The sequence below is a fragment of the Streptomyces sp. NPDC088116 genome, assembly GCF_044741745.1.
GTDB lineage: Bacteria > Actinomycetota > Actinomycetes > Streptomycetales > Streptomycetaceae > Streptomyces.
Genome location: NZ_JBIUTF010000005.1, coordinates 58554 through 74633, shown reverse-complemented (window position 1 = coordinate 74633; position 16080 = coordinate 58554). Strand labels below are relative to the sequence as shown.

12 protein-coding genes are annotated in these 16080 nt (G+C 66.0%); 4 read left to right on the top strand and 8 right to left on the bottom strand.

The features are described 5' to 3' along the window. Positions 1 to 398 precede the first annotated feature (398 nt). The gene (locus ACIOJD_RS20865; RefSeq protein WP_401915710.1) at positions 399 to 1217 is read left to right on the top strand and encodes a DUF317 domain-containing protein; all 819 of its coding nucleotides are present in this window, start codon (positions 399 to 401) and stop codon (positions 1215 to 1217) included. Between the two features lie 268 nt (positions 1218 to 1485). Here ACIOJD_RS20865 and ACIOJD_RS20860 read toward each other — a convergent pair whose 3' ends face one another. From ACIOJD_RS20860 to ACIOJD_RS20835, 6 genes are all read right to left on the bottom strand, one after another. Beyond that, positions 1486 to 1875 (bottom strand): hypothetical protein, encoded by a 390-nt coding sequence (locus tag ACIOJD_RS20860; RefSeq protein WP_401915708.1) that lies wholly within the window; start codon positions 1873 to 1875, stop codon positions 1486 to 1488. 101 nt (positions 1876 to 1976) lie between these two features. After that, on the bottom strand, positions 1977 to 3671 hold the full coding sequence (locus ACIOJD_RS20855) for a relaxase/mobilization nuclease domain-containing protein (RefSeq protein ID WP_401915705.1): 1695 nt from the start codon (positions 3669 to 3671) through the stop codon (positions 1977 to 1979). 4 nt (positions 3672 to 3675) lie between these two features. Continuing rightward, positions 3676 to 4284: a plasmid mobilization relaxosome protein MobC gene (gene mobC, locus ACIOJD_RS20850; RefSeq protein ID WP_401915702.1), complete on the bottom strand. Its 609-nt coding sequence runs from the start codon at positions 4282 to 4284 to the stop codon at positions 3676 to 3678. Between the two features lie 47 nt (positions 4285 to 4331). After that, entirely contained in the window at positions 4332 to 4766 is a 435-nt protein-coding gene (locus tag ACIOJD_RS20845) for a hypothetical protein (protein ID WP_401915699.1), read from the bottom strand. A 97-nt stretch (positions 4767 to 4863) separates the two neighbouring features. Further along, a complete protein-coding gene (locus ACIOJD_RS20840; RefSeq protein ID WP_401915697.1) occupies positions 4864 to 5838 on the bottom strand; it encodes a DUF2637 domain-containing protein in 975 nt (324 codons plus the stop codon). A gap of 473 nt (positions 5839 to 6311) precedes the next feature. Next, the gene (locus ACIOJD_RS20835) at positions 6312 to 7841 is read right to left on the bottom strand and encodes a DnaB-like helicase N-terminal domain-containing protein (protein WP_401915695.1); all 1530 of its coding nucleotides are present in this window, start codon (positions 7839 to 7841) and stop codon (positions 6312 to 6314) included. Between the two features lie 328 nt (positions 7842 to 8169). Between ACIOJD_RS20835 and ACIOJD_RS20830 the strand changes: the two genes are divergently transcribed. The 3 genes from ACIOJD_RS20830 (at position 8170) to ACIOJD_RS20820 (ending at position 10877) form a co-directional block, all read left to right on the top strand. Then, positions 8170 to 8682, top strand: a complete 513-nt coding sequence (locus ACIOJD_RS20830; RefSeq protein ID WP_401915692.1) for a helix-turn-helix domain-containing protein — start codon at positions 8170 to 8172, stop codon at positions 8680 to 8682. Positions 8683 to 8809: 127 nt separating this feature from the next. Beyond that, a complete protein-coding gene (locus ACIOJD_RS20825) occupies positions 8810 to 9109 on the top strand; it encodes a helix-turn-helix domain-containing protein (RefSeq protein WP_401915689.1) in 300 nt (99 codons plus the stop codon). Positions 9110 to 9119: 10 nt separating this feature from the next. Continuing rightward, positions 9120 to 10877, top strand: a complete 1758-nt coding sequence (locus tag ACIOJD_RS20820; RefSeq protein ID WP_401915687.1) for a tyrosine-type recombinase/integrase — start codon at positions 9120 to 9122, stop codon at positions 10875 to 10877. Positions 10878 to 10960: 83 nt separating this feature from the next. Here ACIOJD_RS20820 and ACIOJD_RS20815 read toward each other — a convergent pair whose 3' ends face one another. Continuing rightward, positions 10961 to 14053: a DEAD/DEAH box helicase family protein gene (locus ACIOJD_RS20815; protein WP_401915684.1), complete on the bottom strand. Its 3093-nt coding sequence runs from the start codon at positions 14051 to 14053 to the stop codon at positions 10961 to 10963. Then, entirely contained in the window at positions 14054 to 16042 is a 1989-nt protein-coding gene (locus ACIOJD_RS20810) for a site-specific DNA-methyltransferase (RefSeq protein ID WP_401915682.1), read from the bottom strand. Between the last annotated feature and the right edge of the window lie 38 nt (positions 16043 to 16080).

Below are 16080 nucleotides of genomic sequence, written 5' to 3'. Positions count from 1 at the left end.
ATTTCCTCCCTCCCATATGGCAGCAGCCCATGGGAGCGGGCTGCCTTGGCCACGCCCATGGAGCCCGCCAATCTCAGCCCACCTCGGTGCCGTAACCGGGCAGGTCATGCGCTCAGATATCGATTCGACTTCGGCGAGTGTCGTGGAAAGGGATGATTATTTCCCGAATTCGAGCCAGTTCGCCGGGGGCAGACAGCAAAGCCCGCAGAAAGACTGGAAACGAGGGGGAAGGCATGCCAACGTAAATGACCTTCCCGGAGACCGTCAGGTCACGTGGTTCGGAGCAAGGATAGGGATCTTGTAACCCCGCATCCCACCGCCGATGGCTCGCTCTACTGTGTCGGCCCTCGTCGTTCCGCCCACTTCGCCGCGGCGCCAGAAAATCCAACCTCATGCCCTTGGAGGCGCTCCTGAACCCGCATTTCCCATTCGATCCCCTCGCGAGCGGCCCCCCTCCCACGTACTGGGTCGGCCCCCGACACCTGGCCGGCGACGACGGTCGTCTCTACGATGCCGTCGCGGACAACCTCGCCAACTGCGGTTGGACGAGCCTGACAGTCATTCGAGGGCAGCGTCTGCTCGATGAGCCCCTGGAGGACCTTCAGGTGATGCGCAGCACGGTCCTGCACATCAGTCCTGATGCTCTTCGGTGGGCGCAGTGGGTGCTGCCGGACGAGCCGTTCTACCTCGGTGGGCTGCCGGTCGCGTGGCAGGTCTCTGCCCGCTCGGACGTGAGCAGTCTGCTCGCGGACTGGTCTGCCTACTTCACTCGTGACGTCCCGGGTGAGGTCATCGCCGATTTCCTCCTCGCACTCGACGGATGTGGCCGGCCCGCTGCTGCGTCCGCCGGTCCCGAGGCGGTCATCGATGGGGTCACCGCGCACGGCTGGTTCCGCGACGCAGAACAGCCCCACGCGGCAGCTGTGCACCCCACGTTCACTGCTCGTGTCAGCCTTGGTGAGGTGCCGCCCTTCATCCAGGACTCCGATCCCCGCGCTCTGACAGCCGATGCGGAGGAGCACGGGCCGATGGGCTGGCAGGCGTGGGCCGAGCCGGCCATGGGGGCCCCGTATCTGTGGGCTGCGTCGTTCAGCGCCAGCGTGCCGCACAGCCTGGTCGCCGCGTTCGCGACCTCGCTCAGCTCCACCACACCGGTGCTGCGCCGAGTGCTTCCGGAGAGCACGCGGGATCAGCTTCTATGGGCCCCGTCCAGCTGATCGCCCTCACCTCACTGCCTGGGCGGTTGGGCACGGCTCGCCCCTGCGTAGTCTCGGGTCCGTCGCGCTGGTCGTCGACCTCGTGGAGAAGGCGGTGGCGAAAGCTCGTGTGACCACTTGAACTCGTGGGTATGCCGCAGGCCCGGCCGGTGATTCCGGTCGGGCCTGCGGCATGTGCGGGGCCGGGGCTCACGTGGATGGGTACGCGACCCTGCGGAGGCTGTGCGACAGACGGAGCCCTGAAGCGCGGCCCGTTGGTTTCAGCCGATCAGTCCTGTTCGTGTCCGGTGTGCTCTTCGAAGGCATCGTCGGCGCTAACGATGTCGGCCAGGCGCTCGAACTCCGAGTAGTCCTCTTCGGTCATGAGGTCGTAGACGCTATCCGGAAAGGCATCGGGCATTTGGTATGCGTACTTCATGTACAGGCCGATGAGGGCCTTCTGCACCGTCTGGCGTTCACTCATCCAGTCGCCAACCGGCTGCATGTGCGCGACTGCGATGTCTATCTCCGTCGGCGTGCAGGTGGAGAGCAGCTCGTATTCGGCAGTGGTGAACGGGCGCCCGTCGTGGTGGAAAGGTGATCGGGTTCGTCGCTGCGGGAGGCGTCTATGTCGGTGAGGAGAACGATGGCACGGGGTCGGGGTGTCGGTGATGGCCATACAGGGAGTCCTTCCGGAGTGGGGGTCGAGGCATCAACTCTCCGGACGATCGCCGGTTTGGCTAACCGGCGATCGTCGTCTATGTTGCGCTCGTTTGTTGGTCAGCGCCGCCGAGCCGATGACCGCTGCGGGGGAGGAGCCGCGGTCGTCGAATGGGCTGGGACACCGGTCCGTTGTGTGGTGCTTGGGGCCCTGGCGGCCTGGGCCCGCGGGCCGGGTGCGTGGCGCTGACTGAGGCGGCGGATGCGCCAGGTCAGCGCTCGGGCGGGGTTGTGGGCGTCTTCCAGGGTGCGCTGGCCCAGTGCCTGGCTGAGGATGGTGGCCGCGTTGTGCCCTGCTGCTTCTGCCTCGGCCAGGACGGTGGCGAGCGCGTCCCAGGCGGGGCCATTGAGAATGCGCTCGGCGTACTCCGGTACTGCTTGCTGGATGTGGTGGGCGAGGCGGCGCTTCGTCTGCTGGGCGGGGGCGCGACGCGCGAGGCCGGCCAGGACCGGCTCGGCGACCTGTCCGTAGGCTGCCCGCAGGTGGAGGAGAGCCCGCCCGGCGGCCTCCTCCTGCTGGGCGTTCTGGCGGGTGCGGTGCCAGTGGGCCGCGAAAGCAACCGCTGTGAATGCAGCGTCCAGGAGCATGGCGAATCCGGCACCGTCCTTGTCCTGGGGGCGGTCACGCCAGATTGCCTGGACGCTGCGGCGCAGTACGCGGGTGCTGTCGAGGTCGGCGGTAATGCGGGAGCGGGTAGCGCGCTCGAACACGATGGCGGCCTGTTGCAGTTCGGCCCTGGCTGCGGCCGGCGCGGTGATGGGCAGCAGGTCGAGTGTTGCGCCGAGAGCGACCAGCTGTCCTTGGGCGGCGGGGTCGTCGGCGGCGGAGAGGTGGTGGGGGATGCGTTCGGTGGCGGCGGTGGCTTCGTGCCACGGATTGCTCGGCCGGGCGGTAACCGGTTCGGGAACGCTGGTGGCGAGGCGTTCGCGGATCTTCGGCAAGGAGAGATCGGGGGACAGCGTGGATCCTGCAAACCAGACGGGATCGCCGTTCTCGTTGGTGTTGCCGGGCAGCGCGAAGTTGCATCCGAGTGCGTCGCCGGACGGCCCACACTTGAGGCGCACGGTTACGCCGGTAGCCTCCAGCAGCGAGAAGAACTCTGTCTCGCTGTCTGCGGCGGCGACCGCCCTTCGCACACGTGTCCGGAGAACTTCGCGGGCCGTGGTGTCCTGGCCCAGGCGCTTGGCCTTGAAGTGTTCTTTGCTGGTCGGGTGCTTGGCAGCGGTCCCATCGCCCGCTTTCAACTGACGTAGCCCGTGGTCGATTTCGATCTGACGGGCTTCCTTCTGCACGGCCCGCTTGTCGTGGTTGCGCTGGGGGCGGCGTCCGTCCTGGCGAACCAGGGTGGCGGCGATGTGGATGTGGTCGTCCGCGTGGCGCACGGCCACCCACCGACACGCCTTCTCGTCGCCATCGGAGGCGATGCCGGCGGCGGCCACGATCCTGCGCGCGATGTCCGCCCACTGGGCGTCGGTGAGGATCGGGTCCTCGGGGGCGGCGCGGACGGGGCAGTGCCAGAAGGTGGTTTGTGGTGCGCGGTTGCCCAGCATTCGCACGGGCTGGTCGAGCTGTGCGGCGAGCTGCTTCTCCACGGCTTTGGGGTCGCGGTGCGGGCTGCGGCCGGGGTCGGGTGCGAAGTCGTTCCAGGATGCCACCAGGTGTGGATCCACGTGCTCGTTCGCCTGCCCCTTGCCGAAGAGGTAGCGGATCAGTCCGCGGGTGCCGCCCTGGCCAAGGATGATCTTGGGTATCACCGACTCACCGCCCCTCCATCACCCGGGCGACGGCACCGTCCAGCGCATCCACAGATGCCTCGACGCGGTGGAGGATCCGCAGGACGGTGTCGGCTGCGGGCATGTCGCCGTCCTTGTTCAGGTGTCCGGTGAGCTGGTTGAGGTTGTTGCCGACCCGGCCGAGCTGCCCGTTCGCGGCGAGCAGCGCCTTTACGGTGGCGCGGTAGTCGGCCACGGCGGCGGTGGGGTCGTCGGCGCGTGCGGCGGCCAGCGAGCTCTCAGCGACGTAGCCGCCGGGTGCCATCTGGCTCACGGCGGCAGCGTGCTGGACGAGGTCGAACTCGTGGTCGTTGTAGCGGGGGTGGACGCGGCGCTCGCGCAGCTGGCGGTCACGCAGTCGGCGGCGTGGCACGGGCTTGTGCGGGTCGAGCGGCGAAGGAGTGTTGGTCCCTCCCTCGGTCGGCACCCCCGGGCCGACCGACTCCGGTGCCGCCTCAGCGCCGGAAGCCTCCGCCTCCCCTGGGGCGGAGGCCGGGTAAGGACTCCTTACCCGACAACTTGCTCCCGTCGTGGTGGTGGATGCCTTCCTCATCTCCTCGTAGCTGATGGAGGGTTTGGGGTACTGGTCGCGCATGACGGGATGTCCTTGTGTCGGGGGTACGGTGCGGGTTCCTGGTGAATTCAGGTGGTTCGTGATCGCGCGCAAAGCTCGGCGAGCTGCTCGGCCGCGAGATCGAGCAGATCCACCTGGCGCCGGGATGTGCGGCGGGCAGCGGTGGTCAGAACCTTGTCGATGCGAGGGTCGAGGGTGCTGACGGCATCCAGTCCGGCTGCGCGGGCTACGGCCAAGCGCAGTTCGGCGTCGAGCCAGGCCCATTGCTCGACGGCGGGCACCGGGGTGCCGTCACCGACCGTGTCCCTCAGACGGCGCAGGTAGTCGCCGCCGGCGGAGAGGATGTCGGGCAGAGGGATCTCGTCGCAGGCCATCCACCGGCCGTGTTCCAGCAGCGTGAGGATCGCGCAGCGCAGTGGGGCCCTCTCGTCGCGTTCCGGCGCGGTGCAGATCGGACAGGCATTGTCGTCGCAGTGCCAGACGGGTGTGGTCGAACGGGGCATGGAAGAGGGGCCTTTCAGATGTGAGTGGTACCCGCCCCGTGCTGTCTGCACGGGGGCGGGGAGCCGGGAGGGGGAGCGATCGGTGCGTTTGGGAGGATCAGGACATGCCGACGGTGGTTGCGCCGGATTCGCCATGCTGCTGGGAGACGGCTCTGTCGAGTCCGGCAAGCGGCTCTATCTCGTAGTCGTCGTACGAATCGGGCTCGACCTGACCGGTGCGTTCAGTCTGAAGCTGGTCGCGTAGGGCGCGGGCGCGGCTCTGGCCGATCCGTAGCTCGCTGCGCAACCGCGCGGCGGTCAGCCGGTCGTCGCTCCAGTCGGCGGTCAGGAGTCGTGCCTCGTTGAGGACTTCGGTGTCGGTGCGGACGCGGTCGGTGGTCGACTTGGCGGCGGCGGGGACCCGACCGGTCGGCCGACGAGGGGCGGCTCCGGTCGACTCCCTCACGGTGGGCGACCGGGTCGGTCGGGCAGCGGGTGAGGGGGCTGATGCGGCAGCTTCGGTCGGCCCCGCCGCGGGAGCCTCGGCGACCTTCTCGGGGGTCGACTCAGTCAGCTGTGTTGGGGCCAGTTCGGCCTGGTCAGACGTCGACCGTGCGGTCTGGTTGCTGGCTTGCTCGCCGGCTGACTCGTCAGCTTGCGGGCTGACCGACTGGGCCGGGGCCGCTTCGGCGGAGTCGGCAGACTCGGGGCTGTGGTGCAGCACCTTCGCCACGAGCTCCGACCCGAAGTAGATCGACCCGACCGGGAGCGACGTCGCCAGCAGCACGAGGGCCAGGTTCGCGGGGTCCCAGTCGGTCAGTCGGCCCCACTGGATCGACGTGGTGTGCAGGGCCGGAATGAGACCGTGCACGTAGTTCAGCAGCAGGCTCGCGACCGTGTAGGCCGCCAGGACTCGCAGCGCGAACTTCCGGTCGGGACCGGTCAGCGCGAGCGTAGCGACCAGCGCGAGGGCCATCAGTCCGTCGACCACGATCGGGTAGAGCAGGGCGGCGGTGGAGTCAGCACCGATGGCGCGGGCCACGTCGGACAGCGCGTTCCACGAAACACGGAAGGCCATGAGGACGACGGCCATCAGACCGACGACGAGGGTGAAGCGTCCCGTGCGGTTAACGCGACGCCCCCAGCGGGCACAGGGGCGGGCGTTCGGCGAGCATCGCCAGGGTCGTCATGCTGGCGAGGACCTCGTCCTCGGCGGCCGAGGCGGGTGGGGAGCTGGGCGATGCCAGCGCGGATGCTGGGGCTGCTGCGTAGAGCTGCCAGGGGGCTCGGGGCAGGGGAGTGCAACGGGCGGTCTCCAAGGTGGGGAAGCGGAGTTTGCAGGGTGGGACGGAAGGGCGTTCACGGAGGGGGCGTTCACGCGGGCCCCCTTCTAAAGGGGGGCCCGCGCGTGATCGCTTGGGCGCGTGTACGGCGTGGACGCTGCCGTGATCGATTGACCTGGGGTTTCGCGGTGAGCGTGCACGCTGTGAGCGGTCTGCGATGGTGTGCGCCGGCGAAGGCCGCGTGAACGGTCGCGTGAACGCTCCGCGCAGGCGTCGTGGGCGTTCAGCCGACGGAGGCGAGGTGGCGGGCGGAGGCGTAGAAACGGGTCTGCTGACCGCCTCCGGCTCCTCCGGCGATACCGTCAGCCCTGGTCGCCAGGCCGCTGTCGACGAGGCGGCTCAGGTGACGTCGGGCTTTTTCGACGTCGGCGCGTTCGGGCTCGCCTCCGCCGATCAGTACGGTCGCCAGGTCACGCGCGGTGAGCCCGTTCGGGGCAGTGCGCAGGAGGACGGCGGGGTCCTTGGTCGGGTCGACTGTGGTGGTGCCGCGCACGTGGTCGTGGGTGACGTCCAGCGGGCCGATCTCGCCGGTGGGGGTCTTGAGGTGGTGCAGGGTGACGGCGGGATCGCCGGCCTTGCCGGTGACGAACAGGACGCTGCCCGCGCCGGAGACGTACCAGGTGGAGCCGTAGACCTGGTCGAGGGCGGGGCGCTGGCCTCGCGGGGCGTCGGCGGTGGCCTTGCGCTGGTGGTGCAGCTCCAGGATTTCCACGCCGCCTCGCAGAGCACGGTTGCGGGCGTTGTGGAAGGCGACGGCGAGACTGTCGTCGACCATGGTGCTGACCGCGTCCTTGAGGCTGTCGATCACGATGGTGTCGGCCTGGTGGGCGGCGGCGAGTTCGGCGAGGAGGTCGGGCTCCTTGTCCAGGGTGGCGGGCAAGGGCCCCTCCCAGACGACGAGCCCTTCGCGCAGGATCTTTTCGTCGGTGTCGAAGACGCGGCGCTTCATGGCTTTGGCGATCTGCTTGGGCCGGTCCATGGCGAGGTAGAGCACCCGCCTGCTGGGGGCCACAGGCATCTCCAGAACCGTCTCCTGCAGGCCGAGACGGGCGAAGATTACTTGGTGGGCCAGGGTGGTCTTGCCGACGCCTGGAGCGCCGACGATCATCAGGCTCTCGCCGGAGGCCCAGACCGTCTTCTCACGGGTTCCCCACAGGGGTTCTGTGTCCGCGCCGGTCTCCTGGACGAAGGTCGACCCGTCGGTGGCGAAGCGGTTCAGGCGGCCTTGCCCCGAGGCCAGTGTCCGCTCTCGCTCGGCGCGCACCTCCGCTTCTATCTCGCTGCGTATTGCCTCGGGATCGGCACCCGGCTCCTCGGCTCGCTGGAGGGTGCGGACGGCGGAGGCATGCAGGCGGCGGAGGTCGGCCTTCTGGCGGATGATCTCCGCGTGGTATTCCGCGCTGCTGGCGCCGTAGAGCACGTTTGCGAGCTGGTGCAGGTAGACGGGGCCGCCGACGCGCTGCAGGTCGCCCTGGCGCTGGAGCAGTTCGGTGAGGACGATGGGGTCGGTCGGCTTGTCCTCGCGGCGCTGGGCCAGCAGAGCGCGCCAAATCGTCTCGTGCGCGGGTCGGTAGAAGGCATCGTCGCCCAGTACGGGCCGGACCGTGTCGATGACGGTCCTGTCGTGCATGCAGGCACCCAGCACCGCGCATTCGGCGTCGTTGTTGAACGGTGCGTGCGGGGCATCAGGTGGCTCGGCGCCGGTTGCGATGGGGGATGGCGAGTACGAGGGCAGGGGCGTACCCTGATTCACGAAGCTCCTCCTGCGGGCCATTTGGGACGGCAATCCCGGCCAGGCAGGTCGATCGCTAGGGATGGCGGTTGTGAGGTTTGCGCTTTGAACCCCTCGGTGCACACCGAGGGGTTTTTTGTGTCCGGGGGCTCTGGTCGGCGGTCGGGGTGGACTACAAGTATGCCACATGATCTGCGAATGGCAACACTTCTCTGCGATGCGCAGAGAGTGAGGCGGCGATTGCGTACTGTGCAAGACGCAGTAGGTCTCTGCGATATGCAGATTCCATGTTATGGTTGTAGCTCGGCTGCAACCCGCAGACGTGCCCTGCGACAGGAAGGAGAGGCGGATGGCGGACGACGGGACTCCGGAGGGAATCCTGCTCAGCGGCGAGGAAAACGCCGCTGTACGCATCAAGCTGGAACGCGACAAGCGCGGCTGGAGCACGACCACGCTGTCGGAACGCTTGAATGAGGCCGGCTTCGATATGAACCCGTCCGCAGTGTGGCGCATCGAGAACCGCAAGCGCCGCATCAACCTCGACGAAGCCATCGGGTTCGCCGAGGTCTTCGGCGTCGGCCTCCGGAACTTCGCCGGCCCCCCGCAGCTCGCCGCGAAGGGCCGGGCCATGGAACTCATCGACAACGTCGTAGCAGCCCAGCAAGCGACTCAGCGTGCCCAGCACGCCTTCGCCCAGGCTCGCGAAAGCTTCGATGCCTACATCGCAGAGCACCCCGATATCCGCGAAGAGGCAGAGCTGATGGTCTCCAACGCCATTGCAGAGAGCGTCATGAAGATGAACGCGGAGATCTCCGGACCCCTGCCCGATGCGGATCACGCCGACGCCCCCTCTGACGAATAGCTCGTCTCACCGCCCCGGCCTGGGACCGCAAGCCCCCAGGACACGGGAAACGCACCGCACTCATCCCCAGATCAACCGGCCAGGCCGGGGTTGCCGCCCCGTACCTGGCCAGGAGAAGGACTTCCCCTTGCCTGAAAACGACCTGCCCGTCGCCCAGATCGCCCAGCTTCTCGGCGTTTCCGAGACCGCCTTGCGTGCCCTGGTCAGCCAGCGCGACACCAACCACGGTGATTCCACCCTCGTCGGCCTCACGGTTGCCGAAGCCGCCCGCCGGATCGGCATCGGCCGCACCAAGCTGTACGAGTACGTCACCTCCGGCGAGATGCCCTCCGTCAAGATCGGCCGGCTCCGCCGTATACCCGCCGAGGCGGTGACCGACTTCCTAGCCAGGCGCCCCAAGGCAGCGGACTACACGACCGCGGCCTGAGGAGGCGACCATGGCAACTTCTCGCCAGCCCAACGGGGCTTCCTCGATCTTCCACGGCAAGGACGGCCGTTGGCACGGCTACGTCACCGTTGGCGTCAAAGACGACGGCACCCCCGACCGCCGCCACATCAGTCGCAAGACTCGCCCCGAGGTCACCAAGGCTGTACGCGACCTGGAGAAGCAGCGCGACTCCACCGGCGTTCGCAAGGCAGGCCAGACCTGGACGGTCAAATCCTGGCTGACCCACTGGGTGGAGAACATTGCCGCGCCCAACGTCGGTGAGAACACCATCGACGGTTACCGCGTAGCGGTCTACCACCACCTCATCCCCGGCCTGGGTGCCCATCGCCTCGCGAAGCTGGAACCCGAGCACCTGGAGCGCCTCTACCAGAAGATGCAGGCGACCGGAAGTTCTGCCGGCACCGCCCATCAGGCGCACCGGACGGTCAAGACGGCGCTCAACGAGGCCGTACGCCGACGCCACCTGACCATCAACCCTGCCTTGATTGCCAAGGCGCCCAAGGTGGATGAGGAGGAAGTCGAGCCGTACACGCTCGAAGAAGTCCAGCGCCTCCTCGCCGAGGCCATCAAGGTGCGCAACGCCGCCCGCTGGGTCATCGCGCTTGCGCTCGGCCTGCGGCAGGGCGAGGTACTCGGCCTCAAGTGGGAGGACGTGGACTTCGAGAACGGCGTGATCCTCGTCCGCCGTGGTCGCCTGCGGCCCCGGTACGAGCACGGCTGCGGCAATAAGTGCGGACGTAAGGCCGGCTACTGCCCACAGAAGATCAACGTCCGGCGCGAGACGAAGGACACCAAGACCCGTGCGGGCAAGCGCTCCATCGGCGTGCCCGAGCAGCTCGTTGCTCTTATGCGCCAGCACAAGGCGGAACAGGAACGCGAACGAGTGCTTGCCCGCGACTTGTGGGTGGAGAAGGGGTACGTCTTCACCTCACCCACCGGCGAGGCGCTGAACCCCAACACCGATTTTCACAGGTGGAAAGACCTGCTGAAGTCGGCGAAGGTCCGCGACGGCCGCCTCCACGACGCCCGTCACACGGCAGCGACGGTTCTGTTGATCCTCGGCGTCCCCGAAGCCATCGTCGATCGCATCATGGGCTGGGAGCCCGGCAAGTCCGCCCGGATGCGTCGCCGCTACCAGCACGTCACCGGCCAGGTGCTCCAGCAGACGGCTGCGAAGGTCGGCGATTTGCTGTGGGGCCCAAGGCCGCATGCGCTCGAATCAGCCACGGGAGGTGCCGCGCCCGGCCCGAGCCGGCCCCCCGTTCCGGTGGAGTCGACGTTGTACGTGGCTCTCCTCGGCGATCGCCGCGTCCCTTTCCTGTACCGCGAGCACGCGGACAAGGTGGCCTCACAGTGGGGAGCCGACCATCCCGGCCATCCTGCGGAGGTCGAGGAATGGGACCGGGAGAAATGGGAGCACGAGGGCCCTGGCGGCGCACTGGCCATCCGCGAGCGGATGCCGGACCGTCGCATCGTCCACCACGCCTACGCCGTGTACCTGCCCGGCGGCGACCGGCTCCACATCGGCCACGATGAGCATTGGTCGGTAGTGGCCTGGGAGTTCGACGCTGACCTCTACACAGACTTGCTGGTGCGCTGGCACACCACGCGTCGGCCCGGTCAGGAGGTCGAGGCTCAGGTCCGCGGCACGGACAAAGGCGTCGTCGCGACCGCCTTCGCTGAGGCATGCGCACAAGCCATGAACCGTGCTAAAAACCCCAGCGAGTACGGCGACACGGAGGTTTGACGATCGGGGTGTTTTGACTCCAGCACCTGCGCAGGGCTCGCCCGATCTGTCCGAAGCCCTGCGCAGGTATGAGCTGGGTGGGGCTACGGTCGTTCCATTACGGCAGTCGCAGCCTCAATGCCATTAACGACCTCATACTCGAGGTCGTTGATCCCGACTCTGTCCTTAACCGTGTCGAAGTGAATGCGGGCGGAGGCGATTTTGTCTTGCTCCATGGGACGGATCAGTTCGAGCTCGTTGACGCCCTTGGTTTCGAAGACGATGTAGCGGCTGCCATCGGTACGTTCAATGGTCAGGGCCCAGTCGGGGTTGTAGCTTCCCAGTGGGGTCGGGATCTTGAACGAGGATGGTAGCTTCACGAAGGTCTTGACCTCAGAGCGCTGCAGTAGGGCGAGCGCGAAGTTCTTCTCCGGCTTCGAGTCGACCACCAGGTGCCGGTAGACGGACTTCTTCTCGAACGAGACCGCGTTGCCGTCTGCATCGGTGACGATGTTTCCTCCGGGGCCGATGTACCCGGCGAGGTCGGCTTCGCGGAACAGGTCGAGCGCGTACCGGCGGTCTGCCTCGGGGCGCGAGGAGTCCACCAGCTCATAGCGCAGTCCCTTGACCAGGAAACCAGCCTTAGTGATATTGAGTTGGCGGCTTGCCTGGTCGATGTATGCCTGCGGGTTGTCTCGGAACTGTCCGAGCGTGCCGGAGTCAGTGAGGACATGAGCGAGCGTGGCACGGGTCAGCTGGGTGCGGTCCGCAAGGACGGACAGAATGTCAGGCAGGTCCTCGCTGTCGGCGTAGGTGACGTCCGCACGGCGCGCTGCGGCGGCTTCCGCGGTCAGGCCACTCTGGTCGATGCGCTTCACAAGGTGCGTGAGCCACTCGCCCCGACGTTTGGGTACGGGAAGCATGTTGCGCAACGCCTTAACCATCGCGGCACGCAGGCTGGCTTCATCGATCTCGACGCGGTACTCCGTGCGGTGCCGGATGCGATCCCACAGTTCCTGGAACTCAGGGCTCTGTAGGCGTTCCTGGATGAGGGGAACCGCGATGCGTTCGCCGGCCTTCTTGACGTCCATTGGTTTGGCCAGGCGCTTGATCAGTCCGAGCACTGCCTTGGCCGCGGACTCGGAGTCCACGGAATCGCTGATGATCTTCACGAGTTTCGCGTCGCCGCTCTGCACGGCCTGGCGCAGCCCGTCCTGCACCTTTCCCTTGGCGTCGATGTACCCCTCGTAGAACAGGGCTTGGTACAGCAACTGCGCCGCGGCCGAGCCCACAGGGACGACTTCCCCTTCCTCCGTCTTGAAGGACAGGCGCGCGAAGCCGTCCACGGTGATGACGCCGAACTGGATGCCCAGGTCTTCGGCCATTTCGCGCTGGAGGCGGTCGGCGAATTCCTCGTAGGACTCGTTCGCGATCACGGTCAGGCGGTTGATGTCGAAGCCGTGCACACGGTTGCCGGAACCATCCACGCACAGGCGCAGGCCACGACCGATAGACTGGCGCCGCCATCGCTCGGTGCCCATGTTCCTCAGGACGCAGATCTGGAAGACGTTGGGGTTGTCCCAGCCTTCTTGTAGCGCGGAGTGACTGAAGATGAACCGGAGGGGGGTGCCCGGAGTGGTCAGCCCGACCTTGTCCCGCATGATCTGCTCGTAGGCCAGACCCGCCTGCTGGCGTCCCTTGTCTGTCGTCTCTTTGGTTTCCACCAGCACCTCGGTACCTCCCTTGCGACGATCGACGGAGAAGTACCCCTGGTGAGCCTCCTTCGCGACCTTGTCGGCAGCGCAGCCGCCCAGCAGGGTGTTGAACTGTGGCTCGGAGGCGATACGCGCGTACTCCTCCTCGAAGATCCGCACATACTCCCCGGGAAGCGACTCACCCTCAGGGCTGTACTCGCGGTACTTGGCCACGGAATCAACGAAGAACAGGCTAAGCACCTTTATGTCGCGTCCGTGGATCGCGAACTCCTGCTCCTTGGCAAGGTGTTGCCTGATGGTCTGAGCGATCATCTGACGGGCTCGCTCATGGACGCTGACCTCGTCGCCGATGCTGTCGCCGACTTTCAGCGGCTGCGCGACGGTGTCGAAGGAGATGCTCTGTTGCCCCTGGGCAGCGTTGATGGCAACCACGGTGAGGTCCTTGTACAGGTCACGGCCGGTCACGTCCGCGAGGTTGCTGCGTGACGTGGTGTCCACGGTGACAGCCTTGCGCTTGATCTCATTGCCCTGTTCGACGTCCGCTTCGACCCGTGCCGTGAACGCTGCACCCTTGCCTCGTGTCGCTCCGAGCAGTTTGACGTACGGAGTCGTCCCGCTGGCGGAGGTGACCAGGGAGTCGACCTCGATCTGCTTGACCAGCTGCTTTTCGTAGGCGGCGATGGCATCCAAGCGGTAGATGAGGTTGGCCTTGTCGCCCTTGGAGTGGGTGGCCGAGTAGCGCAGGGTGGCCAGGGCGTTGAGGTCCTCCAGCGCGCTGCGACCTGCACCCTTCTTGCTGCCGATACCGGTATCGCCGTACACGCTCTGCGGCTCGTCGACGATGATGATCGGGTTGGTGGCCCGGATAAGGTCAGCGGGTACCTCGAAGTCGAGGTCTTCGGCCGGCTGGTAGATCTTGTTGGTCTTCTTGTTGATCGACGCGACGGTGACGATCATGATTTGGATGCTCGACGAGGTGGCGAAAGAACGCACGCGAGACAGGTTGCCGCCGTCGAATTGGAAGAAGCTCATCGGCGGGTTACCGTGCAAGGCTCCGAAGTGCTCGCGCAGCATCCGGATGGACGTTTCGACGCCCTCCTTGATGGCTACGGACGGCACCACGACCATGAACTTGGTGAACCCGTAGAACTGGTGGAGCTCGTAGATGGTGCGCAGGTAGACGTACGTCTTGCCGGTGCCGGTCTCCATCTCGATGGTGAAGTTCATCGAGTCCAGTGACGGCTCCGGAGCCAGACCGGTTCGGTTCTGCACCTCGTGCAGATTGGCCAGGATCGTCTCCGGGTCCAGGCGCAGCATGTTGCCGTAACCCCGGTCGGAGAACCCTTCGAAGCCGGCGTGGGCGGCCGGGTGAGCGTGCACGGTGAACTGGGAGGCCATAACCTCCTGGCCCCTGAATAGACCCGTGACCGCGTCGATGGCATCACGCTGGTAGTCGAGGTCCGCGTCGAAGGAGAACTTCATTCAGATACTCCGCAGCGTCGTGAAGCCGGACTGCTCGAGAGCAGCGGCGAAGTTGAGCTTGGCGGCAGAGTCGACGAAGCCCGTGTCGCGTACGACGACCGTGGTGTCAGCGTCGCCCGGGTTTTCGTCACGGCAGGCCACCAGGGCCTTGGCGACCTCGTTCGCGCGCTCGACCGTAATGTCGGTGCCGAAGTAGGCGAATAGAGTACCGGCCAGGTTGTACAGCGTGCTGCCAGCGATCTCACGCGTCTCCAACGGCGTGATCAGGTCCACGCCCAATCGCAGCATCGTCTCAACCAGCAGGTCGTCTGTGGTACGCCCGGCAGCGAGGTTGTCGACGGCCCCGAGCAGGTCAAGCTGGTCGGGCTTGCCGTCCCAAGCCCTCACGTTGCTGGAGGCAAGGCGGTACGACCTGAAGCCGGTGTCGATGTTGGCAGCGTCAATGGTCAGCTTCGATGCCAACTGCTTGCTGGCACGACGCAGTCGCTCACGTGTGATGTCTGCAATGGTGTCGTAGTCGTTCTTTCCGACGGGCTCATCAAGCTGGACCAGAATGTACCGGCGGTCGCCGCCGTCCGCTGCGTTGAGCTCCATAACAGCATGGCCAGTGGAGCCAGAGCCTGCGAAGAAGTCGAGGATCAGTGCGCTCTTCGAGTTATCGGACGCGAGAGAGATCCAGCGGGATAGGACGCTGACGTCCTTGGGGTGGCCAAATACTCCATCACCAAGGAGTGCATCGAGCGCATTCGAGGAGCTTGTCCTCTTTTTTTCGAAAACCGAGGTGGGAACCATCCCATCTCCGGAATCTAGATACGTCTTTCGGTTGATGTATTCGGTGTGATCTTTTCCCCATGCGATGAGGCCGGCATCGATATCCTGTTGCATTCGCTCCGGGTTTGAATATCGCCACCCGCGTTCAGGGCTTCGCACCGGAAGGCCAGTGCTGGGGTGAATTACGTCGTACTTGGGTCCGCCTCCTCCGGGCCAAGAGATATCGCGTTTGCGGAATACCCTGCCATCCGGATCGAATTCGTAGAACCTGTTGTTTTCTTTTGCTGGATTCCCCTCCGGTAGTGAAGAGATCCAGGATTTCATTAGTTTAGTCGCCTTTTCGGGGTTATGGTCAGACTTGGCCCAAGCGATCCGTGCTGCCTCCCGTGTCGCCTCATCCGCTGGTCGCTCTTCCCTCCAACGTACACCGCTATCGCGAAGTGAGCCTTCATTCTTCGCGTAGATCAGCATGTAATCGTGGCCCACCGAAACGTATCGGGAATCGTTCTTCCGCCCGCCCTGCCAGATGATATTCGCGATAAAGTTCTCCGCGCCGAATACTCGGTCCATCAGGAGTTTGAGGCGCGCGTGCTCAGTGTCGTCAATGGAGGCGATAATGACACCCGTCTCCTTGAGCAAGTGGTGAGCAACGAGAAGACGCGGGTACATCATGGACAGCCACTTCGTATGCAACGAGGCGCCGGCCTTGCGGTCCTGGGCGCGGTCGGACCCCTCGCCGACCTGGAGCACCCCTTCATCGTCGCGCTGGCCGGCAGTTGTCTCGTGCTCTGCCTGTGAGGTCGTGCGCTTGTCGTCGTAGACGAAGTCGTTGCCGGTGTTGTAGGGCGGGTCGATGTAGATCACGTCGACCGCGTTGGTGTATCCGCGGCGCAGCAGGCGTAGGACTTCGAGGTTGTCGCCCTCGATCACGATGTTGCGGGTGGTGTCCCAGTCCACGGATTCATCGGGCTTGGGCAGGAACGTGTCCGTCGGAGGGAGGGTGGACAGTCGCCGGGCCTCGGCCATGCCGGGCCAACGCAGGCCGAATGCGTCGGCGGTGTCGGTGGCGACGTCGTCACCCAACAAGTCACGGAGCGCGTCGACGTCAACGGTGCCGTCGACGACGGCGTCAGGAAAGAGACGGGCCAGGAGAGCGATGTTCGACTTGGCCTCGCCGGAGCCGGTCAGATCGCTGACGGGTTCGAAGTCCAGGGTCACAGGGATGTCTTTCTTCTGCGGAGAGTTGGAAGGGGCGG